Origin of the sequence: Actinoallomurus oryzae (assembly GCF_039541955.1) — a bacterium.
In the GTDB taxonomy this organism is placed as follows: domain Bacteria; phylum Actinomycetota; class Actinomycetes; order Streptosporangiales; family Streptosporangiaceae; genus Actinoallomurus; species Actinoallomurus oryzae.
In genome coordinates this window covers 185,296-208,949 of sequence record NZ_BAABHF010000045.1, presented here as the reverse complement: position 1 = coordinate 208,949, position 23,654 = coordinate 185,296, and the positions used below count along the sequence as shown (strand labels likewise).

The window sequence follows — 23,654 nt, the reverse complement described above, 5'->3', positions numbered from 1 at the left end:
CCTTCGTCGGTCCCATGACCAAGGTGCTCTGCTTGTCGATTCCCTCGCTTCGCTCGGTCATAGGCGCACGCTGTTGACCAGGTCGCCGATGCCGGCCAGCCGCGCGGTCATCCGGTCTCCGGCCTTGAGGAAGCGGCCCGAGGCGAGCCCGACGCCGGAGGGCGTCCCGGTGTAGATCAGGTCACCGGGCTCGAGGGTCATGATGCGGGAGGCGAAGGCGATCTGCTCGGCCACATTGAAGATCATGTCACCCGTGCTGGCGTGCTGCATGACCTCGCCGTTCAGCTCAAGCGAGATCTCCAGGGCCTGCGGGTCGGGCACCTCGTCGGAGGTGAGCAGCCACGGGCCGAGCGCGGCGAACCCGTCGAGCCACTTGCCGCTCAGCCAGTCGAAGAACCCGACGGCGGAGTCATCGGTGTCCCGCTCGTAGCCGTAGTCCATGGCCCGCGCGGACACGTCGTTGCCGACGGTGTAACCGGCGACGTGGTCGAGCGCGTCGTCCACCGCGATGTCCTTGCCGCCGCGTCCCAGCACGACGACCAGCTCGACCTCCCAGTCGATCCGGTCGCTGACCGAGGGCAGCGCGATGTCCTCGCCGGGGCCGCTGATCGCGGTGGGCGGCTTGAGGAACAGGCGCGGCGAGATCCGCGACTTGTCGATCCGCTCGCCGCCGGTCTCGGTGACGTGGTCCTGGTAGTTCGCGGCGACCGCGAGGATCTTGCCCGGCCGCAGGAGCGGCGCCAGCAGGGTCACGTCCTCCAGCGGGTACCGCACGCCGTCCGTGCCGGGTCCGGGGCGGCCGAGCAAGGGGGTGACGTCGCCGGGACCGAGGTCGGTCACGTGGGTGTCGTCGATGATCCGGCCATGGCGGACCTGGCCGTCCTTGCGGTACGTGGCGAGCTTCACTTGCGGCCTTCCTGCGAGTGTTCGGGGGAGAGGGAGACGGGCCGGCCGGTGTCCAGCGACCGCCGCGCCGCCTCGACCACGCGGATCGCGGCGAGCGCGTCGGCGGGGCCGACCTCGGCGGGGCGTCCGCCGGTGATCGCGGCGTGCAGTTCGGTGAGCATCCGCGCCAGGGTGTCCGGCCCGGTCCAGGCGGTCCGTACGCCGGCGGCCGTGCGCAGCGTGGCGCCGGGCTTGGTGGCGTCCACGTTCATGACGCCGTTCGAACCGCTGATCCGGTAGCGGTGCACCGCGAGGCCGCCGGGCCGTACATCGGCCGTACCGGTGATCCGGCCGACGGCGATCGCGCTGGTCAGGGCGCGGTCGTGGTCGAGCAGGAGCAGCGTGACGCCGTCGCCCGCGCGGGCGTGCACGCGGCGTACGGGCAGGCCGGTGAGGGCGAGGACGACGTCGACCGGGTACACGCCGAGGTTGGTCAGCTCGCCGAGCGGGCACGGGTCGCCGCCGGCGACGAGGAAGTCCGCCTGGACGTTCCAGGGCAGGCCGACCCGTCCGGAGGCGAGCGCCGTCCTGGCCGAGCGGAGCGCCGGCGCGAACCGCTGGTGGTGCGCCGGCATGCAGACGGTGCCGGACTCGGCCGCCGCGGCGGCGACCGCCTCGGTGTCCTCGGCGGTGAGGGCGAGCGGCTTGTCGGCGAGCACGTGCCGGCCGGCGCGCAGCGCGGCGACGATCGCCCTGGCGCGCTCGCCGGGCGGCAGGCACACGCTCACGACCTCCGCGTCGCTCTCCGCCAGCGCCGTGTTGAGGTCCGGGTAAGAGGGGACGCCCAGGTCGTCCGCGCCGACGGCGCCGGCGACCGTGAAGCCGGGGTGGGCCTGGAAGGCGGGCAGGTACATGGCGCGCTGGTGGTCCTGCCCACCGCCGAGGCCGCCGAACCCGGCCAGCAGAACGCGCGTCATGAGCCTTCCTCCGTCAGTACGTCGTCGATCCGTACGGGCTCGCCGGTCGCGATGGACCGCTCGGCCGCGACCCCCATCGCGACGGCCAGCACACCGTCGTCGGGACTCATGAGCGGCTCCGCGCCGCCGATGGCGTCGAGCCAGGCTCCGAGCTGGACGGCGAAGCCGTTGGCGCCCGCGGGCGGGAGCAGTCCGGCGCCGGACTCGCCGGTGACGAGGCTCGCCTCGGCGTCCCAGGGCAGGGTCAGCACGCCTCGCTCGCCCACGACCAGCACGTCACGCGCGGCGTACGTGGCGGGGCGGTGGCCCCGGCTCATCTCGCACACGGCGGTCGCGCCGCCCGCGAACCCGACCGTCATCTCCAGGTAGTCGTAGATGTCCAGCTCGGCGGATGTCTGCTTGCCACCTCGCGCGTACACCGTCTCGGGCCGGTCGCCGGTCCACCAGGTGACCAGGTCGAGCAGGTGGACGCCGTTGTGCAGGGCGTGTCCGCCCGAGCGCGCCGCGTCGAGCACCCAGGCGCGCCAGTCGGGCCAGATCCACCCGCCGAGGATGGCCAGGCGGAGGAACTCCGGGCGGCCGAGGTCGCCGAGCGCCTCCTTGACCGCGCGGGCGTAGTCGTAGCAGCGGTGCGTGTGGGCCGGCATGAGCACGCGGCCGGAGTCGGCGAACGCGGCGGCGATGCGGCGCGCGCCGGCCACGTCCGTGGCGAGCGGCTTCTCGATGAGCAGGTGCCGGCCGGCCTCGGCGACGGCCACCGCGATCGGAGCGTGGGTGTGGTTGGGCGTGCAGACGACGACCGCCTCGACCTCGGGCCTCGCGAGCGCCTCGGTCAGATCGGTCCACCAGGGCACGCCGCCGTTCGCGCGCGCGGCCGTGGCCGCGCGACCCGCGTCGACGTCGACGATGCCGGCGAGGTGCGACCGCGGGTCGGCGTGGATCGCCGCGGTGTGCTGTTCGGCGATGAACCCCACGCCCACGACCAGCATGCCGATCGACGCGGAATGATGTTCCATGTGAACGGATACTGAAGCGCCGCGCCGAGGGCTGTCAAGGGTCCGCCGGGGCGATATGGACCAGGTCACACGCTGGGGCGACTCTTGACATGGAATGACTTTCCATGAACGCTTCGTGGAACACGGCCGCGGCCCGGTGCCCGCCGCGACGGTGGCCACGCATGCGCCGGGGCACCACGACTTGGGGGCCTGTCCATGACACCCGCGGACCACACCGGCGACACCTCGACCGGCGCGAAGCTCCTCACCGCCGCCCGGGACGTGATCCCCGGCGGCGTCAACTCGGCGACGCGTCTGGTCGGCGCGCCGTACGTCCTCACCGAGGCCGCCGGCGCGTACGTGACCGACGCCGACGGCCGCCGCTACCTCGACTACCACGCCGCGTTCGGGGCGATCCTGCTCGGGCACAACGCCCCGGAGGTGGACGACGCCGTACGGCGTGCGGTCGGCGGCATCGACCTCGTCGGCTGGGGCGTGACCGAGCCGGAGATCGAGCTGGCCCGGCTGGTGGTGGAGACGATCCCGTCCGCCGAGCAGATGATCTCCGCGATGAGCGGCAGCGAGGCGGTCGCGCAGGCCGTGCGGCTGGCCCGCGCCGTCACCGACCGGCCGCTGATCCTGAAGTTCCAGGGCGGCTTCCACGGCTGGCAGGACGCGGTCGCGCGCAACGTCATCTCCACGCCCGAGCGGGCGTACGGGCGCGACCCGCTCTCGCGCGGCATCCTCGACGACGCGATCGAGTCGACCGTCATCGCCGAGTTCAACGACCTGGACTCCGTACGCGAGCTGTACGAGCGGTACCCCGAGCGCATCGCGGCGGTGATCCTGGAACCGATCCCGCACAACGTGGGCGCCCTCGTGCCGGAGACGGAGTTCCTCCAGGGGCTGCGGACGATCACGGCCGAGCAGGGGTCGCTGCTCATCTTCGACGAGGTCATCACCGGGTTCCGGCACGCGCTGGGCGGCTACCAGCAGATCTGCGGCATCCGTCCCGACCTGACCACGTTCGGCAAGGCGATGGGCAACGGTTACCCGATCGCCGGGCTGGCCGGGCCGCGCGCCCTCATGGAGCGGTTCAGCTCCGCGGGCGGCGACGTGCTGCTGGCCGGCACGTTCAACGGCAATGCGGTGTCCTCGGCGGCGGGCATCGCCACCATCACGTACCTGCGCGACCACCCGGACTTCTACGAGCGCACGCACGCGCTCGGCGACCGGATGCGTACGGGCCTGGGGGCGATCGTGTCGGAGCTCGGCATCCCCGCGGTGCCGGCCGGCTTCGGCGGCGTCTTCGCCCTCTACTTCACCGAGGGCCCGATCCGCGGCTACCGCGACCTGCTCCGCGACAACGACGAGGCGTACGTGGCCTTCCACCGTCGCATGACCGACCGCGGCTTCTTGATGCTGCCGCTGGCACTCAAGCGGAACCACATCTCCGCCGCGCACACGGAGGAGGACGTCGACCGCACGCTGGAAGCCGCCCGCGAGGTGCTGCGAAGCGTCCGCGACGACGGCCTGCTGGGCTGAGCGACGGCGACGACCGGCCAATACCGGTCACCCTGTCTGTATTGTCCTGCCGGAGCCGATCAACACATACTTCGCACCGCTCCAACAGGACCACCGTTCCCGCCGGGACCGGTCGGCCCTCCATCGTCCGCGTCAAAGTCAAGGCGGGTAGCGTGCGCAGTCCTCTCCCAGTCTTCCGGCACTCCCGCCGCGCGATCGCGTTGGCGGCCATCCCCGTCCTTATCGGCATCGCGGCCACCTCCGCCGGCGCCGCGTCGGCGGCGGGCACCAAGGCGGCTCGTGCGCCTCAGGCCGCGGGGTGGGTGACGACCTGGAGCGGCTCCGCGATGTCACCCACACCGCTGGCGTCGTCGGTGCAGTCCCTGAACGACCAGACGGTGCGCGACATCGTCTACACGAGCGCGGGCGGGGACGCCGTGCGGATCAGGGTCACCAACGCGTTCGGCGACGCACCGCTGACCGTGCGCTCGGCGACGGTCGCCCGCCAGTTGCGCGGCGCGGCCCTCGATCCGGCCACGACGCACCGGCTGACGTTCGGCGGCGGACCGTCCGTCGTGGTGCCGAAGGGCGGTTCGGTGCTCAGCGACCTGATCCGGATGCCGGTGCCGGCGCTGAGCTCGCTCGCCGTCAGCCTGTACGTGCCGGGATCGGTCACGCAGGCCACGTATCACCAGTACTCCCAGACGACGAACTACCTCGCGGGCGGCGACCACGCCGCCGACGCCGACGGTGTGGCGTTCACGAAGAACGTGAGCACCTGGTTCCTGCTCGACGCCGTCCAGGTCCGCTCGCACGCTCGGGGCACGATCGTCGCGGTCGGCGACTCGATCACCGAGGTCCAGCAGCAGCGGGACGACAACAGCCGCTGGCCGAACTTCCTGGCCCGTTCGCTCGCCGCCCGGTACGGGAGGAACGCGCCGGCCGTGGCCAACCAGGGCATCTCCGGCAACCGGGTGCTGTCCCCGTCCGCCTGCTACGGAGCCGCGCTGGTAACGCGCCTGGACCGCGACGTGTTCAGCCAGCCCGGCGTACGCGAGGCGGTCCTCCTCGAGGGCATCAACGACCTGGGCTTCAGTCAGGAGCCGGACACCGGCTGCTTCACACCGAACACCGACGTCACCCCGCAGGACCTCATCGACGCGTACGAGCGGATCGCCGCCGCCGCGCACGCCCACGGCGTCCGGATCCTCATCGGCACACTGACGCCGGCCGAGGGCTATTCGTACTGGAGCGCGACGGCGGAGAGCAAACGCCAGGCCGTCAACGCCTGGATCCGCGGAAACCACGTCTACGACGGCGTGATCGATTTCGACGCGTTGGTGCGCTACCCCGGGCATCCCGAACTGCTGGACCCGCGGTACGACAGCGGTGACCACCTGCATCCGAACGCCGCCGGCCGACAGGCGATGGCCGACGCCGTCGAACCCGCCCTCACGCGGTGATGTGCGACACGGGCCGGGCGACCTTCATGTTAGGAACGCCGCGGTGGTCGCGGTGAACCGGGCGGCGTCGTCCAGCCAGGGATAGTGGCCCGCTCCCGGCTGAATGACGACCTCGGCGTCCGGGAACAGCGCGGCGTACTCGACCACGGCGTCCGGAGGGGTGTTCGGATCGACCTCTCCGCCGAGCAGCAGCACCGGCGCGCCGAACGCGGCGAGCGCCGCGCGAGTCGCCTGCGGGTCGAAGGCGCCCGCGGCGTTGAAGGCGGCTGCCACCTCCTCGTTCCGCTCGGCGTTCGCGGCCGCGTTGTGCGCCTGTGCCGCCGCGTCCCAGCGTCCGTAGAAGAGAGGATCGATGGCCTTCCATCGGTCGTCGGTGACGTCGCCCGCCACGACTGCTTCAAGAGCCGAGAAGGCCGCGGCGAACCAGGGCTCGTCCTCGCGGAGCCGCGCGATCTCGAGCCGCGCCTGTCCGGTGACCTCGATGCCGACGGCCCGGGTGCTCGGAGTGATCAGTGCGAGCCTGCCGACGCGTTGGGGGCGCCGGGCCGCGTACAGCGCCGCGAGGTTCGCGCCGGCGCTGTGGGCGAGCAGGTCCAGCCGGTCAAGGCCAAGGTGCTCGCGCAGCGCTTCGACGTCATCGACGAGCCGGTCGCAGCGGTACGAGGCGGCATCCTTCGGTATCGCGGACCGGCCGGTGCCCCGAGGGTCCACCATGAGCAACCGCCGATGTGCGGACAGGCCGCCGAGATCGCCGAGGTAGGCGGAGCTGAGCATCGGACCGCCCGGCAGGCAGACCAGCGGGCTACCCGCTCCGAACACGCGGTAGGCGAGATGGGTCCCATCATGGGCGAAGTAGGTGGGCATGACGGGAATCCTGTCAGCGGCGTTCCGGCCAGGGCAATCGGCCGACCGGGCCGGCGGACGCGAGAGGGCCCTTGCGCCCGGATGGTCCGGAGGCAAGGGCCCCGTGCGGGTCAACTAGGGTCGCTCACTTGGCGCGCAGGGACACGTCCGATGTCTTGACGTAGCCCACCCGGTGGCCGATCTGGATCTGGTAGTAGGCGGTCTTTCCCCTCACCATCACGTGCTCGTTCAGGTTGAAGGTCTTGGCGTAGTAGTACTGGCTGCGGTTTCCGCCGCCCACCGGGTAGCCCTGGCCGGTGGTGAACTGGTACGGCAGCGCCGAGATCTGCTGCACCGGCACGTTCTTCGGGTAGGCCGACGCTTCGGGGAAGGGCCACCCGTACACCGGCACGGAGGTCACCCCCTTCCGCGGGACCGCCACGAGGCCGTGTACGGGGACCGAGACCGGCGCCGAGGCCGGGTCGTGGAACCACGCGCGCTGGCCCAGGTACCAGATCGCGGTCCAGTCGCCCTGCCGGCCGGCGACCAGGTACCGCTGGCCGGTCGCGGCGTGCGCGCCCATGTCCGCCACGTCCATCGTGGCCGTGCCGCCGTTCGCCGGGTGCATGGCGACGTCCTTCACCAGCGGCGCGGACTCGCTCGGCGCCATCCGCAGGACGACCGCCGACGAACCGTGCTGCGGGCAGGGGGTGCTGGAGCCGCTCTTGTCACAGCCCGTGTAGGGCACGTTGTTGGTGGCGTACTCCGGGCGGATCATCACCAGGCCGGACGAACCGGCCTTCGCCGTCCCCTTCAGCGGTTTGCCCATCAGCGCGAAGTAGTGCGCCCAGTCCCAGTACGGGCCGGGGTCGACGTGCATTTGCGCGACGGCGCTCGTCGTCTGTCCGGGCACCATGTCGTGGCCGAGGATGTGCGCCCGGTCCAGCGGTATGCCGTACTCGGCCGCGAGATGGCGGACGAGCTGGGCGGAGCTGCGGTACATCGCCTCGGTGTACCAGGTGCCGCCCTGAGCCAGAACGCCCTCGTGCTCGACGCCGATGGAGGTCGTGTTGACGTACCAGTTGCCCGCGTGCCAGCCGATGTCCTTGGCCCGCAGATGCTGGGCGACGGCGCCGTCCGCCGACCTGATCGTGTAGTTCCAGGCCAGGTAGGTCTTGTCCTGGGCGAGCTGCAGCGACTGGTCGTAGGTGGCCTCGGTGTCGTGGATGACGATGTACTTGATCCTCGTCGTCCGCGGCCGGTCCGAGATGTCGTGGTTGCCGTACTTGGTGGAATCGTTGGGATCAAGCTGGACGTACGGCGCGGGGACCCAGCTGCAGTCGAGGGAGGCCGGGCAGTCGACCTCCGACGACTGCCGGTTCGCGTGGGCCGGGGCACGCAGGGTGGGCTGGGCGGCGAGCCGCATCCCCTGCCCGTCGTCGGTCGTGCGCGACGCGCCGCTGCGCATCACCGAGAAGACCTGGTCGGCGAACCACTGGTCGCCGGTGCGCAGGCTCGACGCCGTGGTGGAGGCACCGCTGGAGGCCGCCCCGTAGGCGGCGATCGCGTCGTGCCAGGCGGCGGGGTTCTGGCTCAGCGGGTGGTGCAGGGCGCGCTGGTACGCCGCGAGCAGCGCCGCTCCACCGACGATGTTCGCCGCGGGATCCGTGCGCAGCCGGGTGACCGAGATGCCGGTGCGCCGCGCCGCCTGCTGGAGCGTCTGAGACGCGTAGTGCTTCGCGGGGTCGGCCGCCGGCGCGGCGATCGGCCGGCCACCCTGGCCCCGGGGGTCACCGGTGCCGTTCTCGATGCCGCGGACGGCGCGCGTCAGCGTGCCGTCGACGAGGTGCATCGGACCGTACCCGGCGCTGACGCTCGGGTGCCCGGCGTTGGTGTTCCAGCCCGACTCCAGGTAGGAAACGGCGAGGAGCACCGACTCGGGAACGTGGTAGGCCTTCGCCGCCCGGGCGTAGTTCTGTTGGCGGGAGACATCGTGTGTCGAGGCCGTTGCGGCGAGTGCCGCCCGCGCGGCGGGCACCGGCCGGTCGCCCTGCCGCTGGGAGACGTACACGGCCGTCAGCGAGGCGACGGCGGCGGTCGACGCGACCAGCGCAACGGTCAGACGAGTGGGGGACTTCGGCAATGTCGGACCTTCGGGAGCGGGGGGTGGCAAGAAACCAGGCGTAAACCCGGAGGTGTCAAGTTAGTGGATCTTTGCGGTGAGTAAGAATGTTCCGTGGAATTCGGTCGGCGACCGTGAGCCGGCGGCGATGACCGTGGCCGTGCCGGGCCTCACGTCACCATTCGGAATTGCTCGTCCAAGCCTCGCCGGCTGTCAGCAGCCCGGCCAGGCTGTGCGCCGCGTCGCGGCCGGCGCGGTTGGCTCCGACCGTGGACGCGGACGGGCCGTAGCCGATCAGATGCACGCGCGGCTCGGCGGCCACCATCGTCTTGTCCATGACGATGCCGCCCCCCGGCCCGCGCAGCCCCAACGGGGCCAGATGGTCCAGCGCCGCGCGGAAGCCGGTCGCCCAGAGGATCGCATCCGCTCGCTGGAAGCCGCCGTCGGCGAGCCTCACCCCGTCGCGTTCGATCCGGGTGAACATCGGATGACGTTCCAACTCGCCGCGGGCCGCGGCGGCACGCAGCGCCGGCGTCCATATCAGGCCGGTCGCCGACACGACACTTCCCGGCGGCAGGCCCTGCCGTACCCGCTCCTCCACGCGCGCGACGGCGGTGCGGCCGAACTCCTGCCGGTCGAACGGCTCATCGATCCAGACCGGCGGGCGCCGCGTGAACCACGTCGCCGTGGCGACCTGGGAGATCTCCACGAGTAGTTGCACGGCCGAGATGCCGCCGCCCACCACCAGCACGTGCCGGCCGGAGAACTCCTCGGCCGATACATAGTCGGCCACGTGCAGCTGCCGCCCGGCGAACTCCCCCTGCCCCGGGTAGTACGGCCAGAACGGCTTCGTCCACGTCCCCGTCGCGTTGACGACCGCACGTGCCGACCATGTCCCCGCGCTCGTCTCCACGAGCAGCCGGCCACGCGGATCGTCGTCGACCCGGCGCACGGCACCGACCCTGACCGGCCTCAGCACCGGTAGCTCGTGCTCCGCCTCATAGGCGGCGAAGTACCTCGGCAGCGCATCGACGCTCGGCTCACATGGATCCGGCTCCGGCTGCGCCATTCCCGGCAGGTCGTAGATACCGTTCACCGTCGCCATCCGCAGCGAGCGCCAGCGGTGCCGCCACGCGCCTCCGGGTCCCGCCTCGCCGTCCAGGACCACGAATCCTCGGTGCTCCGCCGAGGTCCGGCTGGGAACGGCCGCCGGGACGAAGCCTCGGCGCCGCAGGTGATACGCGGCCGAGAGACCGGCCTGGCCCGCGCCGATCACGACCACGCCGACCGGCCGGACGGGTGTCTCGGCGTCGGGCGGCCGGCGCTCGAGAGAACAGATGGTGCTTGACCCCACGTCCCGACAACACCCGCGCCGCCCGGCGGCTTCCTTCGTTCAGCCCTTGCCGCTCATGCCCGGTCGACCACGTTGAGGAGCGGGCGGCCGTCGGCGAAGCGGCGCAGCTGTTCGGCGATCAGGCGTTCGGCACGCGGGTAGAACGTCGCCGAACCGCCCGCGACGTGCGGGGTGATGAGCACGCCCGGGACCCTCCACAGGGGGTGGTCGGCGGGGAGCGGTTCCGGGTCGACCACGTCCAGCGCCGCGTACAGCCGGCCGGACGCGGTCTGGTCCAGCAGGGCGGCGGTGTCGATGGTGCCGCCCCGGCCGACGTTCACCACCAGCGCGCCGTCCGGCAGCGCGGCGAGCTGTTCGGCGCCGAGCAACCCGGTGGTCGTGGCGGTCTGCGGCAGCGTGAGGATCACGATGTCCGCGTCCGGGAGCAGGCCGGGCAGTTCGCCGATGCCGTGCACGCCGGGCCGGGCCCGGCGCGCCACCCGTACGACCTCCACCTCGAACGGCAGCAGCCGTGCCTCGACCGCGGCGCCGATCGATCCGTACCCGATGAGCAGGGCGCGGGAGCCGGCGAGCGAGCGGGTGAAGTGCGGCGCCCAGCGGTGGTCGTCCTGCCGGCGTACCCAGTGCGGGATGTCGCGGAGTACGGCGAGGATCAGGCTCAGCGCGTGCTCGGCGACGCTCGCGTCGTGCAGGCCGCGCCCGTTGCACAGCACCACGCCGGGCGGAAGCCGCGGAAGCAGTTTGTCGACCCCGGCGCTGAGGCTCTGCACCGCCTCCAGCGCGGGCATCCGCGCCAGCAGAGCGGTGGCCTCGGGCTTGGCGTACGGCAGCACGTAGAACCGCACGGCGGACAGGTCCGGCGGCGGCTCACCGGTGCCGTCGTACACCGCGACCGGCAGCTCGTCCGGCCAACCGTCCATCAGGTCGGCGACGTGTGCCCAGGGGACCAGCGCCCTGGGAGCGCGAGGTGTCTGCGTCATGCGGCTCTCCCGCCCGTCCGTACGAAAGGCATCACCGCCGAGGCCGCGGCCAGGGATCCGGCCAGCACCAGGAAGGACGCGCTCCGGCCGTCCGTCGCGTCGTTGAGCCAGCCCACGAGGTACGTACCCAGGAAACCGCCCAGGGCGCCGAAGGCGTTGATGAGCGCGACGGACGGCCCCGCCACGGGCCGGGGAAGCAGCTCGGGAATGTAGGCGAAATAGGGGCCGTACGGCGCGTACATCGCACCGCCGGCGATCAGCAGCAGCACGAACGAGGGCCAGAAGTGCGCGGCGCCGACCAGGTACGACCCGTAGAAGGCCAGTGCGCCCAGCACGAGCCACGGCCACACATGGCGGCTTCGCCGGGCGCTGCGGTCCGACATCCGGGAGTTCACGACCATCAGGATGGCGGCCAGCAGGTACGGCGCCGCCGAAATCAGGCCGGTCGCGCCGATGCCCGCGCCGGAGCCGGCCTTCACGATCGAGGGCAGCCAGAAGACGAACCCGTACACGCCGAGGCTCCACAGCAGGTACTGCACCGACAGCAGGACGACCACGCGTGAGCGGAAGGCCGCCCAGTAGCCGTTGACCGGGGTGATGTCCTGCTGCTCGTCGGCCAGCGTGCCGGTCACCGCGTCCCGTTCGGCCGGGTCGAGCCAGGCGGCCTGTTCGGGGCGGTCGTCCACCTTCGCGCGGAAGTAGAAGGCCCACAGGATCGCCGGCAGACCCTCGATGACGAACATGCCGCGCCAGGACGTGAGCTCGACCAGATAGCCGGACAGCGCGGTCAGCCACAGCACCGTGACCGGATTGCCCAGGATGAGCACGCTGTTGGCCTGTCCGCGCTCGGATCTGGTGAACCAGCGGCTCAGCAGGATCACCATGGCCGGGAGCACCGCGCCCTCGACGACGCCGAGCAGGAACCTCACCGCGACGAGCGCCGTCGCCGAGGACAGCAGCCCCTGCACCGACGCCAGCACGCCCCAGGCGAGCAGGCTCCAGAAGATCAGCCCCTTGACGCTGCGGCGGTCGGCGTAGATGGCCCCCGGCACCTGGAACAGGAAGTAGCCGAGGAAGAACGAGGCCCCGATCAGCGCGGACGTGCCGCCGGTCAGGCCGAGATCGCTCTTCATGCCACCGGCGATTCCCACCGAGAAATTGGATCGGTCCAGGTAGGCGAGGCTGTAAGTGACGAAGGCGATGGGCAGCAGCCGTACCCAGCGCTGCCGGCCGGGCAGGGCCTGCTCGCGTGGGATGGGCCGGAGGGGACTGTCTGGGGCGGAGGCGGTCACGGAGCACTCCTTTGTCTGCGGGGAGATCTTTCCGTAATGTGGAAAGGCTATCCGGGATGCGGTAAGGTGAGTGTCGTGCTCGCGTGTCGTCGGCGTCAAGGGCTGTTCACGTGGGTTTCGGACGTCGAGGCTGTCCGTATCCGGCGGGAAAGGTGCTGACGAAATGGCCGCGAAGGGGGATCGATCGGACTCCGACGCCGTGGGCAAGGCGCTGCGTCTGCTGTGCCTGCTCGGTGAACATCCCGAGGGCGTCGGTGTCTCACGGCTGGCCAGAGACGCCGGCTACCCGGTCAGCACCACCCACCGGCTGCTCGGTTCGTTGCAGCGGGACGGGTTCGTCCGCAGCGACGGCGAGAGCCGGCGCTACAGCCTGGGGCTTCGCATGTTCGAGCTGGGGCAGCGCGTGTCGCAGGCCCGCGGCTTCACGGGCGTGGCGCTGCCGGTCATGCGGAGGGTGACGGAGCTGACCGGTGAGCCCACTCTGATGTCGGTGCTGGACGGCCGGCACCAGCTCTACGTCCACCATGTGCAGGGTCCGCGCCGCATCCGGGTCATCGGGGAGCCTGCCAAGCACGGGCCGCTGCACTGCACGTCGATGGGCAAGTGCCTGATCGCCTTCGCGCCGGACGAGGTACGCGCGGAGCTGGTCGAGGAGCTGGAGCTGACGCCGCTGGGCCCGGCCACCATCACCGACCGCGCGCGGTTCCGCGAGGAGATCGACCGCGTACGGGAGCAGGGCTACGCGGTGTCCGACGAGGAGCACGAGGCCGGCATCCGAGCGGTGGGCGTGCCGATCGTCGGGCCGGGCGGGACCGCGCTGGCGGCCCTGTCCACACCGGCACCCGCGTACCGGGTGACGATGCGGGAGCTGACCGGGTCGTTGCCCTTCCTGCTCGAGGCGGCGGCCGAGCTCGCCGTCCTGCTGCCCACCGTCTGACCCCTGCGCGCTCGGATGCGAGCGATCGTCAGGGAGCCGTGCCGACCCAGCGGTGATAGGCGTCCACGTCGACGTTGCTGCCGCACACGATGGTGACCACGTGGCGGCCGGCGAAGCGGTCAGGATCTTCGAGGATCGCCGCGACGCCGAGCGCTGCCGACGGTTCGACGACGAGGCCGGCGTGGTCGAGGAGCATCCGCATGCCGGCGATGATCGAGCTCTCCTGGACCAGGACGGCGTCGTCGGCGACCAGGAGGAGGTCGTCCAGGACGGCCGGGATGGGACACCGGCCGGCGACGCCGTCGGCGATGGTGTCGGCCGAGTCGGTGGTGACGACGCGCCGGGTGCGCCAGGAGCGCGTCATCGCCGGTGCGCCGAGCGGCTGGACGCAGATCACCTCGACGCCGGGTGCCAGGGCCTTCACCACATGGCCCACGCCGGTGGCCATCGCCCCGCCGCCCAGAGCGATCAGAACGGCGTCGAACGGCGGCACGGTGTCCGCCAGGTCCTCCACGAGTTCCAGGCCGATCGTGGCCGCGCCCTCGCAGGTCTCGATGTCGAGGCTGTCCTCGACCAGCCGGATGCCGTCGTGCCGCGCGATGGCCGCCGCCCGCTCGCGGGCCAGCTCGTGGTCCCCGTCCACCAGCTCCAGCCTTGCGCCCAGTGCGCGGATGCGATCGAGCTTGGCCACCGTCGCGTGGCGGGATGCCACGACGGTGACGTCGAGCCCCCGGCCGCGACCGGACCAGGCGAGGGCCTGGCCGAGGTTGCCCGCGCTGGCGCACACCACGGCGCGCGGACCGTCGTCGGGGAGCAGGCTCGCGACCAACTCGGTGCCGCGGGCCTTGAAGCTGCGGACCGGGTTCGCCGTTTCGAGCTTGATGCTCACCGCGCACCCGAGGCCGGGCTCCAGCGCCTCGCAGCGGTACAGCGGAGTGTCGAGGAAAACCGGGTCGATCATCCGGCGAGCCGCCCGGATCCGAGCGGTGTCGAGGCGCGTCTGCTGCACGGCACAGGAGCGTAGCGCCGTCGGCGCCGCTCCCCTCGGGCGAGCACCCGGTGCTTCGGCGCGCCGCTCCTCGCCGACGGCCGCGCCACCGCGTGTCAGCGGGTGGCGCCGGCCTCCCGCAAGGGCCGGAAGAACGTACGGATCTGCTCGGCGGCCGTTTCGGGTTCCTCCAGCGGCATGAAGTGCCCGCCGGCATCGGCGTCACGCCACTGCCGGATGTCGGTGTAGCTGTGCTGGGCGAGTTCCCGCGGGTAGCCGGCGTCAGCATGGCCGGGTGCGGTGACAGATCACAAGTCCCGGCTGTCGTGCCTACTGACGGCTCGGGAGGATCGACAGCGCCTGCGATCGCTGGGCGACCAGATCGTCGTAGGTGCCGTCGCGCTCGGCCCACCGGTGCATCAGCACGCCCTTGACGAGGATCTCGCGCGGGGTGGGGTCGGTCTGGAGCAGGTCCATCACCTCGGTGGCGAACTCGGCCAGGTCGAGCGCGCGGGGGTTGACCCGAGCCTGCTCCGGCGTGGTGGCGACGGCCGGGGGGATGAGTTCGGAGACCTCGACGCCGGTGCCGTCCAGCTGCGCGCGCAACGCCTCGGAGTAGGCGTGCACCGCGGCCTTCGAGGCCGCGTAGGTCGGCATGACCGGGAACGGCAGGAACCCGATGCCCGAGGTGACCGTGATGATGGTGCCGGCGCCGCGCCCGACCAGGTGCGGGGTGAAGGCGTCGATGACGCGGATGGTGCCGAGGAGGTTGGTGTCGATCGTCTGCCGTGCGGCACCGAAGTGCCCGGGATCGCGCAGGTCCTCGGGGATCATGACCCCGGACATCGTCACGATCGTGTCGAGGCCCGGGTGGCTGCGGAGTACCGCGTCGCGGGCACGGTCGACGCTGTCCTGGTCGGTCACGTCGATGGGAACGGTGTCGAACCCCTCGGCCGCGAGCCGGTCGAGCAGGTCGGCTCGCCGGCCGCCGACGACGGCGGAGCTGCCGGCCGCGGCGAAGCGGCGAGCGAGCTCGAGACCGATGCCCGAGGTGGCGCCGGCGATGAAGACGGTGCGTTCGGTGATGTCCATGGATCACTCCCGCTCAGGGCGCGCCGGTCGGCGACAGGCCTGTGACCGGCGCGGTTTCGGTATCGCCGCCTCTTCCGCGCGGCGACACCTTCAGTGTTGGCCCGTTCTCCGCCGGGAGGGAGTGCCCCCGTCTTCCGGGGTCCTGTCAGGGCCCCCTTTGGCGCAGAGAGTCCGAATTACGATGGCGAACATGAGCGACGACGACCGCGCCAACCTGCTCGGCGGTTACCTCCGTGCCCGGCGGGCCCTGGTCACCCCGGAGCAGGTCGGGCTGGCGCGGGGGAGGAACCGGCGCGTTCCGGGGCTTCGCCGTGAGGAGATCGCCATGCTCGCGGGCATCAGCGCCGACTACTACCTGCGGCTGGAACGCGGCCGCGACAGGCATCCCTCACCGCAGGTTCTCGAATCGCTCGCGCGGGTCCTGCGCCTCGACGAGCTCGAACAGGAGTACCTTCTCGCCCTGGCCGCCGCACGCCCCAGGCCTCAGCGGCGCAGGAAGCCCGAACGCGTCCCCGCCCGGTTGCACCAGCTCCTGGCGAGCGTGCAGATCCCCGCCTTCGTGGAGGGGCGCGCGTTCGACGTGCTCGCGTCCAACCGGCTCGCGGTCGCGCTCTCTCCGCGCCTCCAACCCGGGTACAACCGCCTGCGGTCGCTGCTCCTCGATCCCGAGGAACAGGCGTTCCAACAGGACTGGACGCGCGCCACGGAAGGATTCGTCGCCGCCTTCAGGAAGAGCGTCGGCGACGACATCGACGACCCGAGGTTCGTGGAACTGGTGGGCGAACTCGCCCTGTCGAGCGAGCGCTTCCGAACCCTCTGGGCACGCCACGACATCCGCAACCTCGACGGCGGCACCACGACCGTGAACCATCCCGTCGTCGGTGAGCTGCGCCTGCACCGGGACAAGCTCCCGGTGGACGACCTGCTCGTGGTCCTCTACTACGCCGATCAGGGCAGCGAGAGCGACGAGAAACTACGCCTCCTCGCCTCCCTGCAGCAGTACTAGCCGGAAGGCTCCGTGTGCGTCCGTCGCACGCCATTGGGCAGCCAGCACTCCAGTGCCATGTCGGCGATGTCCTGGAGTTCGTCCCGGCCGAGGCCGCCGGCGGCCTGGACGGCGATGCCGAACGTCACCGTCATGACATATCGGGCGAGCCGTCGGGGGTCGGCGTCGCGCGGCAGATCGCCCTCGTCGACGGCCCGCTGGAAACGCTCCTCAAGGCGTAGAGCCCAAGAGTTCCGCCACTCGACCAGCATGTCGTGCGCGGGCCGCCCCGCTTCGCTCGACGCCAGCGCCTGCACGCCCAGGCATCCCGCAGGGCCGCCGGGACGCGTCGTGGTCCGAACCGCTCCGCGGAGAATCGCCTCGGCCACGCCTCGTGCGGTCGGCTCCTCCAGGGCACGCGTCCCGTAGTCGGCCGGGCCCTCGGTGTAGCGCTCCAGCGCTTTGCGGAACAGCTCCTTCTTGTCGCCGAAGGCCGCGTACAGGCTTGGCTTCGTGATGCCCATGGCCTTGGTCAGATCGGTGAGGCTGACCCCCTCGTATCCCCGTTCCCAGAACACCCGCATGGCGCGCTCGAGCGCCTCGTCGACATCGAATTCCCGAGGCCGACCCATGACGACGCTCCGCGAACCGGCCATGTGTGCAGCGTACTCCACCCCCGAGCCCAACGATTTCTATTCCGCTCGGAATATAAGTCTGGGAGTCGAGGTTCGCCCCTCTGCGACAGCCGACGCGACGAGGGCGCGGGAGCGTCGCACGTCATCAGCGCCCACTACCGCCCGATCCCGGGCGACAGAAAGGCATCATGTCTGACACCGACCTGCGCGACATCGAAGCGCTCAACGCCCGTAAGTCCGACGGCATCGCTGTTGTCACCGGCGCCAGCCGCGGCATCGGGGCGGCCATCGCCGGCCGTCTCGGCGCCGACGGGTACACCGTCGCAGTTCACTACCGCCAGGACTCGGCCGCCGCGGCCGACGTCGTCGAGAAGATCACCGCGGCCGGCGGCACGGCGTTCTCCTTCGCCGCCGACCTCGCCGAACCCGACACCGGCACCGCCTTCTGGGCTTCCTACGACGCGGCCGCGGGCGCGCTGCGCGACGTGCCCGTGCGGGTGCTGGTGAACAACGCCGGGATCGTCGTGAACGGCGTCATCGAGGAGACCGCCACCGAGGACTTCATCCGCCAGCAGCAGATCAACACCACCGCGCCGTTCCTGATCATCAAGGCCGCCCTTCCGCGCCTGGCCGAGGGCGGACGCGTGGTGAACGTCTCCTCAGGCGCCACCCGCGTCCCCATCCCCGGCATCATCGGATACACCATGACCAAGGGAGCCCTCGAAGCTCTCACGCTCCCGCTCGCCCAGCACCTCGGCCCACGCGGCATCACCGTCAACGCCGTCCGACCCGGCACCACCGACACCGACATGAACGCCGACTGGTTGCGCGGCAACTCCGAGGCCATGGCCTCCGTCGTCGCGCAGCGCGCCCTCGCCCGCGTCGGCGAACCCGCCGACATCGCCGACGTCGTCGCTCTTCTCGCCTCCCACGACGCCCGATGGATCACGGGCCAGATCATCGACGCCACCGGCGGCGAGCGCCTGTAGGCGGTACCCCTCCGGGGACAGGGGCGAGATCCGGGTCAGCGGTCACCGCTGGCCCGGATACTTTCCGAGGGCCGCGTTCTTTCGGGCCGGAGGGGCCCGGCCGGGCAGGACGCCGCGTCGTCGTTGGTCCTTGCGGCGCTGCCGCGTGCGCGGAGGGTCTACTTCGACTCGACGCGTCCGATCGGTGCAGTGCTCGCCGGCAGCACAGCATCGATCGGACGCGTCGAGAATCTCCAGTCGAGTCTTCGGCGCGGGAGCCGCGGTGTAGGGATCGCTTGCCAGTCCTGTCGGTCGGAGAAGAAGGGGTGCCAGTCCTTCTCTCCGACGACGATGAGGACCTTCGGCGTCATGCCGTCGAAATTGGTGGTGGTGAGCGTCGCATAGGGCTGCGCCGCCGGGCCGTTCAAGTCCTCGCCGCGGCCGGGAGCGGCAATCATGACACGAGCGCCGAAGCGTCCGTCGACGGCTCCCACCGTCGACCCGCCGCTGGTGTCGGTGATGGTCTGGCCCGAGATCAGGCCGACCGCGTGACCGCCGGCCGAGTGACCGACAGCGGCGATCCGGCCGGCGTCCAGGCGCCCTGCCAGTCCCGGAACGGTGCGCTCGATATCGCCGAGGTGGTCCACGATCTGGCGAAGATCTTCGGCCCGTGACTTCAGGTACAACGGTGCATCCGGGTCATCGACCTCTCGTAGGCCGAGGAAGGTGGCGTCGAGGTGCGTGGGCTGTATCACGACGAACCCGTGCGCGGCGCAGAAGTTCACCATCGGACCGTAGCCGCGGTCCCGACCGGCCGCTCGTGGCTGCGCGCCGAGGGCGGCGCCGGTGACGGTCCGCCCGTGGAGTTCGAGCCCGAGGCGGGGAAGTACGCCCTGCGCGTCGGCGACGCGGATTTCGCCGTCGACGACGTCATCCTCGGCGGTCACGTCGAGCTCGACCCGGCCGGTGCGGCGCTATGACGCAGGCGCTGCCGCCCGTGGCGCTCATCCGAGCATCCGATTCCGCCGCGCCCGCCCTGCGCGCGTGCGTCGATCGGCTGGTCGAGGAGGTAACGGGCGAGCGGATGGGGGCTGCCTTCGCGGTACGCCAGCACGCCCAGCTGTTCCTCCTGGAGGTGTTCCGGGCGTACCTCGGCCACGCCGAGCTGGGATGGCTGCGGGCGCTGACCGACGACCGGCTGCGTCCTGCGCTGACTCTCATGCACGGCGACCCCGGGCGGCCCTGGGGACTGGAGGAGCTGGCTCGTGCGGCAGCGATGTCGCGGACGTCGTTCGCCGTGCGCTTCCGCTCCGTGGCGGGTGTCCCCCCGCTGACCTACCTCAACTCCTGGCGGATGCTGCTGGCCCAGCGGGCGCTGCGCGACGACGACGTCCGGATCGGGGCCCTCGCCGCGCAGCTGGGCTACACCTCGGAAAGCGCCTTCAGCACCGCCTTCAAACGCGAGGTGGGCGAGGCGCCCCTGCGCTACCGGCGTCGGCTCCGGCAAGCGTCGTGACCATCGGCGTCGACGGCGGATCCCATGTGCTTCCTGCAGGCAAGCGCCGTCGACGATGCCCCCGCCGACTTCCTCGGTACCACCGACCTGCAGCCCGCCGAGCAGGCCGCGCTCGACCACGGCGAGACCGTACGGCGGGGCCAGGGCTTTCGATTGGCCTGGGCGGGCACTGGCGCGCCCGGTGGTGTGCTCGCTCGGTGGTGCGCTCGCTCGAGGTGCGCTCGCTCGAGGTGTGCTCGCTCAGGACATAGGAAACGCATGTCTCAAGCCATAGGAAACACCTGGGCGGCAGAGTCTGGCGGTGTCGAAAGCCAGACTTGTGATCACCGCGGTGGTCGTTGAGGGCCGTTCTCAAGCCGAGGTCGCTCGCGCCTACGGGGTCTCGAAGGGGTGGGTGTCGAAGCTGGTCGCCCGGTACCGGGCCGAGGGCGCGACCGCGTTCGAGCCGCGGTCACGGCGCCCGCATACCTCACCGGCCGCGATCGACGCCTCGACGGTGGAGCTGATCATCCGGATCCGCAAAGAACTGTCCGAACAAGGCCTAGACGCCGGGCCCGAAACGATCGCCTGGCACCTGCAACACCACCACCAGCGGAAAGTGTCGCGGGCCACGATCAGCCGCTACCTGACCCGTCATGGCCTCATCACCCCCGCCCCCAAGAAGCGCCCACGCTCGTCCTACATCCGCTTCCAAGCCGAACTGCCGAACGAAACCTGGCAGGCCGACTTCACCCACTACCGCCTGACCGATGGCACCGACACCGAGATCCTCACCTGGCTGGACGACCACTCCCGCTACGCCCTGCACGTGACCGCCTGGCCCCGCATCACCGGCCCCATCGTGCGCGACACCTTCCGCCAAGCCGTACGCACCCACGGCGTCCCCGCCTCCACCCTCACCGACAACGGCATGGTCTTCACCACCCGCCTGGCCGGCGGCAAAGGCGGCCGCAACGCCCTGGAGAACGAACTCCGCCGCCTGCACATCCGCCAAAAGAACTCCACCCCAAACCACCCCACCACCTGCGGGAAAGTCGAACGCTTTCAGCAGACGATGAAGAAATGGCTCCACGCCCAGCCCCACCAGCCCACCACCATCGCCGACCTGCAAGCCCTCATCGACCGCTTCACCGCCGCCTACAACCACCAGCGCCCGCACCGGTCGTTGCCGCGCCGAGCCACGCCCGCCACCGTCTATAACGCCCTGCCCAAAGCACTGCCTGCCGGCAGCCGCCAGGCCGACACCCACACCCGGGTCCGCCACGACCGCATCGATGACTCCGGCGTCGTCACCCTGCGCACGGGCGGCCGGCTCCACCACATCGGCATCGGACGAACCCACGCCCGAACCCACGTCATCATGCTCATCGACGATCTCCACGTCCGCGTCATCACCGCCACCACCGGAGAACTCCTCCGCGAACTGACCATCGACCCCACCCGCGACTACCAACCCCAAACAAGAAACCCTCCGACCCCGTAGGTTCGGAGGGTTTCCGATGTCCTGAGACATCACATGCGCTCGCTCGAGGGATTCGAACCCCCGACCGTCGGATTAGGAGTCCACGTCGCCTATTGAGGGCAACATGCGCGCTGACCTCGGACGATTCGACTCATGCCTACGACCTCGCTGAGCTGCGTACAGACCTCAACCGGTTGACCCTCCTGCTCGGCACCGGTGATGTGCGAGGGTCTGTTCAGCGCCAAAGCCGCGTGGCGCAGCGACGGACCAATACCTGACCGAGCCGGCGTTCTACCTGTGTTCCGGCCCGGACGACACCATCGTCGACAACTTGTGCGTGTCGCCGGCGCCCGGCGCCAGCGACGTCATCGCCGTCCCTGTGGGCGATCCCGCTGAGCAGCGACGCACCGTGGAGCTGCTGGCCGCCCTCGACGAGCCGACCCGCCTACAGACCCCGCTCCTTGCGCCACGCGTGCACGTAGCCCGCGGCCGCTCCGTACGCCTGCATGCTTAGATCGTTCTCCAGCGTGCGCACTGGAACGGACCGGATGGTCCCCGTGCGCACGTCGTACCCGCTGAGGACGGCCGTCCCATGAATGGTGGCCCCAGACTCCGTGCTGCCCGCGAAATGGCTGGCCATCATGTTCCTGGTGTGCACGTTCTTGTCGGCGTGGTAGTTGTCGTCCCACCGCAAAATCGCATCCTCGGGCAGGTGGGAACCACCACCCCGCGCCCTCGTGTGGAAGAGCGTCAGGCCGGGCGCGCGCCCGGGTCGGGACACGGCGGCCGGGCCCTGGACGCGCGCCGGGTGGTCGGCCGGGTAGTTCAGCAGGTCGGCGATCTGACCGGCCGCCTCACGCGGATCCTTGGCCAGCGTCAGGAGCTTCAGTTCCTTCTCGCCGGCCTCGATCCGGGCCACCACGATCCCGCCGCACACGTCCTCCGGCGTCCTCGGCTTGGGCGCGAACACCCGCCAGGTGGGATGGACCTCCAGTGCGTCGCGATCGGCCGGTTCGGCCCGCGGGTCGTCCATGGCCGCCAAGGCCAACCCGGCCTCGGACGCGGGCCACCGGTTCTTTTGGCTCGCGTAGGCGTACAGAGCATCCGTGGATCGCGGATCGCGGAGCAACAGGAGTTTGTAGGCCGCCCACTTGGCCGTGTCCAAGCCCATATCCAGTTCTTGGCAGATCTTCTTGAGGGTCTTCTCCGTGACCTCGATACTCTCGCCGCCCTTGAGGCGCGCCTCGCACTCGTTGCAGAAACCCTTCGGGATGAGTTTCCGGCCCTTCAGCGTGAAGTTGCCAGGGTCACCCTGCCGGCAGAGCTGGCACTTGGGTCGGCGCCGTGAGAGCACTGACATGGTTGGATCATACGACGATGTCGCCTTCATGCCGGCGGGTCCGCGCCACACGGGCAGCCGGCGCGCTCAGCGCGTGGCGCCGCCCACTGCTGGGCGATGGCGGCCTGGCGCCGGCTAGCGTGAACCAGGGCCTGGCCGCTGTGGACCTGCTGCACCATGTCGGCGCGGACCTGACCCTCACCCTGAAGCGGGCCCGGGTGCCCCAGCCCGGCGCCCTCAAGGCGCTGTATGTGAGGGGCACGTTCTCATGGTTCGCTGGTACCGAGCCAATTGCAGCGTGAGCGTCATCCGTTGCGTTCCAACCGATCAGGCTGAAGGCCAGCCGCGTCGCGCCGGTCTTGTTACCCACCGGCTCCCAGTCGCCGGCCAGCAACGTCCGCGCGGCGATCAGCTCTTCCAGCTCCCACTCCCGACGCACCCCAGCCGCCCTTCCGCCCGATCGATCCCTGAGAACGGTCAACACGATCGGGCGGCGGGCCGACGCCACGACCCGGTATGGCCGACCTGTGATGGTTACGAACCGCAACCGTGGTCTTCCTCACCGCTACTTTGGGGCTGGGGTCACGTTCGGGAGAAGGACGCCGGATCGAGCACCACGTGTATGAGGTCGTCAAGGTCGCCCGGCTGCCGATGAAGACCTCGATGGCAGGACGGCGATCGCCGTCACGTTGCTGGTCGGTACCGGGGCCGGCATCCAACCCAACAATGACCCCGCTACTCCCTGGCGATACATCGACGGCGAACACCGCGTCGCCGCCCACTTCGAACAGGGCGTACGTCGAACGGTCATCCAACGGTTCGAACTGCTCGACCTGGCCACCGGCCAGCCCATCGAATAGCCGCCGCCCTGATTACCGCCGGTCATGCGATACGAGTGCCGGATTGGTGAGAGGTAAGAAGCTGCTCGCGCTCCTCGCTACCCAGGGATGTGTTGGATCAGGTCGGCGGGCAGCGTGCGGTAGGCCTCGGCGGCCGCGCGTGCCACCGTCTTGGCCGTCTGCACGCCTATGACCAAGGGAAGCGGCTTGGTCGCTTACGCTCTGCCCTCGCACTTCCCCCGGACAGCGTCTTGCCATGGGTAGTCTCGTCCGTCAGCCGTAGTTGGTGAACTGGCAGAGGCGTTGCCGTGGCCTGGATGAATGCATATACCATGCTCCCTGCCTAAGGAATTCGCGTCTCAGCACTTCTCGTTGGTTCGGGCTTGATCGCGTTCTCGTGTGCCCTCGATGTGTCCCGGCAGCGTCGTTCGGACCGCCTTCTAAGTCTCAGGATTCAG

General features: G+C 70.7%; 21 protein-coding genes. 8 read left to right on the top strand and 13 right to left on the bottom strand.

Annotation, left to right across the window (positions count from 1 at the left end; genetic code table 11):
- Positions 1-57: 57 nt before the first annotated feature.
- Genes ABEA10_RS36080 through ABEA10_RS36070 form a run of 3 tightly spaced genes read right to left on the bottom strand, consistent with a single transcriptional unit; the run spans position 58 to position 2,878 of the window.
- The gene (locus tag ABEA10_RS36080; protein WP_345471729.1) at positions 58-906 is read right to left on the bottom strand and encodes a fumarylacetoacetate hydrolase family protein; all 849 of its coding nucleotides are present in this window, start codon (positions 904-906) and stop codon (positions 58-60) included.
- Entirely contained in the window at positions 903-1,862 is a 960-nt protein-coding gene (locus tag ABEA10_RS36075; RefSeq protein WP_345471727.1) for a Gfo/Idh/MocA family protein, read from the bottom strand. Before ABEA10_RS36075 ends, ABEA10_RS36080 begins: the two co-directional genes overlap by 4 nt.
- Positions 1,859-2,878 carry a Gfo/Idh/MocA family protein gene (locus ABEA10_RS36070; RefSeq protein WP_345471725.1) on the bottom strand — a complete coding sequence of 340 codons (1,020 nt, stop codon included), beginning with the start codon at positions 2,876-2,878 and terminating at the stop codon, positions 1,859-1,861. The genes ABEA10_RS36075 and ABEA10_RS36070 overlap by 4 nt, the downstream gene beginning before the upstream one ends.
- A 195-nt stretch (positions 2,879-3,073) precedes the next feature.
- Between ABEA10_RS36070 and ABEA10_RS36065 the strand changes: the two genes are divergently transcribed.
- On the top strand, positions 3,074-4,402 hold the full coding sequence (locus ABEA10_RS36065; protein WP_345471723.1) for an aspartate aminotransferase family protein: 1,329 nt from the start codon (positions 3,074-3,076) through the stop codon (positions 4,400-4,402).
- Positions 4,403-4,554: 152 nt separating this feature from the next.
- On the top strand, positions 4,555-5,844 hold the full coding sequence (locus ABEA10_RS36060) for an SGNH/GDSL hydrolase family protein (protein WP_345471721.1): 1,290 nt from the start codon (positions 4,555-4,557) through the stop codon (positions 5,842-5,844).
- A 24-nt stretch (positions 5,845-5,868) separates the two neighbouring features.
- Here the strand turns inward: ABEA10_RS36060 and ABEA10_RS36055 are convergent, their stop codons facing one another.
- The 5 genes from ABEA10_RS36055 to ABEA10_RS36035 form a co-directional block, all read right to left on the bottom strand.
- The gene (locus ABEA10_RS36055; RefSeq protein WP_345471719.1) at positions 5,869-6,708 is read right to left on the bottom strand and encodes an alpha/beta fold hydrolase; all 840 of its coding nucleotides are present in this window, start codon (positions 6,706-6,708) and stop codon (positions 5,869-5,871) included.
- Positions 6,709-6,832: 124 nt separating this feature from the next.
- Positions 6,833-8,830 carry an N-acetylmuramoyl-L-alanine amidase gene (locus tag ABEA10_RS36050; RefSeq protein WP_345471717.1) on the bottom strand — a complete coding sequence of 666 codons (1,998 nt, stop codon included), beginning with the start codon at positions 8,828-8,830 and terminating at the stop codon, positions 6,833-6,835.
- A 154-nt stretch (positions 8,831-8,984) separates the two neighbouring features.
- Entirely contained in the window at positions 8,985-10,163 is a 1,179-nt protein-coding gene (locus ABEA10_RS36045) for an FAD-dependent oxidoreductase (RefSeq protein WP_345471715.1), read from the bottom strand.
- Between the two features lie 53 nt (positions 10,164-10,216).
- A complete protein-coding gene (locus tag ABEA10_RS36040; RefSeq protein WP_425551008.1) occupies positions 10,217-11,143 on the bottom strand; it encodes a 2-hydroxyacid dehydrogenase in 927 nt (308 codons plus the stop codon).
- Complete coding sequence (locus ABEA10_RS36035) at positions 11,140-12,435, bottom strand: MFS transporter (protein WP_345471713.1); 1,296 nt, start codon at positions 12,433-12,435, stop codon at positions 11,140-11,142. The genes ABEA10_RS36040 and ABEA10_RS36035 overlap by 4 nt, the downstream gene beginning before the upstream one ends.
- A 163-nt stretch (positions 12,436-12,598) precedes the next feature.
- Here ABEA10_RS36035 and ABEA10_RS36030 point away from each other — a divergent pair, with 163 nt between their 5' ends.
- Positions 12,599-13,372, top strand: coding sequence for an IclR family transcriptional regulator (locus ABEA10_RS36030; protein WP_345471711.1), 774 nt, complete (start codon positions 12,599-12,601; stop codon positions 13,370-13,372).
- A 28-nt stretch (positions 13,373-13,400) separates the two neighbouring features.
- On the opposite strand, the gene ABEA10_RS36025 is transcribed toward ABEA10_RS36030, so the two are convergent.
- Both ABEA10_RS36025 and ABEA10_RS36020 read right to left on the bottom strand, forming a co-directional pair.
- On the bottom strand, positions 13,401-14,381 hold the full coding sequence (locus ABEA10_RS36025; RefSeq protein ID WP_345471710.1) for a threonine ammonia-lyase: 981 nt from the start codon (positions 14,379-14,381) through the stop codon (positions 13,401-13,403).
- Between the two features lie 309 nt (positions 14,382-14,690).
- On the bottom strand, positions 14,691-15,452 hold the full coding sequence (locus ABEA10_RS36020) for an SDR family oxidoreductase (RefSeq protein WP_345471708.1): 762 nt from the start codon (positions 15,450-15,452) through the stop codon (positions 14,691-14,693).
- Between the two features lie 190 nt (positions 15,453-15,642).
- Between ABEA10_RS36020 and ABEA10_RS36015 the strand changes: the two genes are divergently transcribed.
- On the top strand, positions 15,643-16,458 hold the full coding sequence (locus ABEA10_RS36015; protein WP_345471706.1) for a helix-turn-helix transcriptional regulator: 816 nt from the start codon (positions 15,643-15,645) through the stop codon (positions 16,456-16,458).
- Here the strand turns inward: ABEA10_RS36015 and ABEA10_RS36010 are convergent.
- Positions 16,455-17,093, bottom strand: coding sequence for a TetR/AcrR family transcriptional regulator (locus ABEA10_RS36010; RefSeq protein ID WP_345471703.1), 639 nt, complete (start codon positions 17,091-17,093; stop codon positions 16,455-16,457). The two genes, ABEA10_RS36015 and ABEA10_RS36010, sit on opposite strands and share 4 nt — an antisense overlap.
- Before the next feature lie 167 nt (positions 17,094-17,260).
- Here ABEA10_RS36010 and ABEA10_RS36005 point away from each other — a divergent pair, with 167 nt between their 5' ends.
- The gene (locus tag ABEA10_RS36005; RefSeq protein ID WP_345471701.1) at positions 17,261-18,061 is read left to right on the top strand and encodes an SDR family oxidoreductase; all 801 of its coding nucleotides are present in this window, start codon (positions 17,261-17,263) and stop codon (positions 18,059-18,061) included.
- A gap of 158 nt (positions 18,062-18,219) precedes the next feature.
- Here the strand turns inward: ABEA10_RS36005 and ABEA10_RS36000 are convergent, their stop codons facing one another.
- Positions 18,220-18,987, bottom strand: coding sequence for an alpha/beta hydrolase family protein (locus tag ABEA10_RS36000; protein ID WP_345471699.1), 768 nt, complete (start codon positions 18,985-18,987; stop codon positions 18,220-18,222).
- A gap of 29 nt (positions 18,988-19,016) precedes the next feature.
- Here ABEA10_RS36000 and ABEA10_RS35995 point away from each other — a divergent pair, with 29 nt between their 5' ends.
- Together ABEA10_RS35995 and ABEA10_RS35990 are read left to right on the top strand one after the other, a co-directional pair.
- Positions 19,017-19,556 (top strand): AraC family transcriptional regulator, encoded by a 540-nt coding sequence (locus tag ABEA10_RS35995; protein ID WP_345471697.1) that lies wholly within the window; start codon positions 19,017-19,019, stop codon positions 19,554-19,556.
- 301 nt (positions 19,557-19,857) lie between these two features.
- Positions 19,858-21,039 carry an IS481 family transposase gene (locus tag ABEA10_RS35990; RefSeq protein ID WP_345471695.1) on the top strand — a complete coding sequence of 394 codons (1,182 nt, stop codon included), beginning with the start codon at positions 19,858-19,860 and terminating at the stop codon, positions 21,037-21,039.
- Positions 21,040-21,463: 424 nt separating this feature from the next.
- Here the strand turns inward: ABEA10_RS35990 and ABEA10_RS35985 are convergent, their stop codons facing one another.
- On the bottom strand, positions 21,464-22,378 hold the full coding sequence (locus ABEA10_RS35985; protein ID WP_345471693.1) for a hypothetical protein: 915 nt from the start codon (positions 22,376-22,378) through the stop codon (positions 21,464-21,466).
- Positions 22,379-23,046: 668 nt separating this feature from the next.
- Here ABEA10_RS35985 and ABEA10_RS35980 point away from each other — a divergent pair.
- Entirely contained in the window at positions 23,047-23,217 is a 171-nt protein-coding gene (locus tag ABEA10_RS35980; protein WP_345471691.1) for a hypothetical protein, read from the top strand.
- The last annotated feature ends 437 nt before the right edge of the window (positions 23,218-23,654 follow it).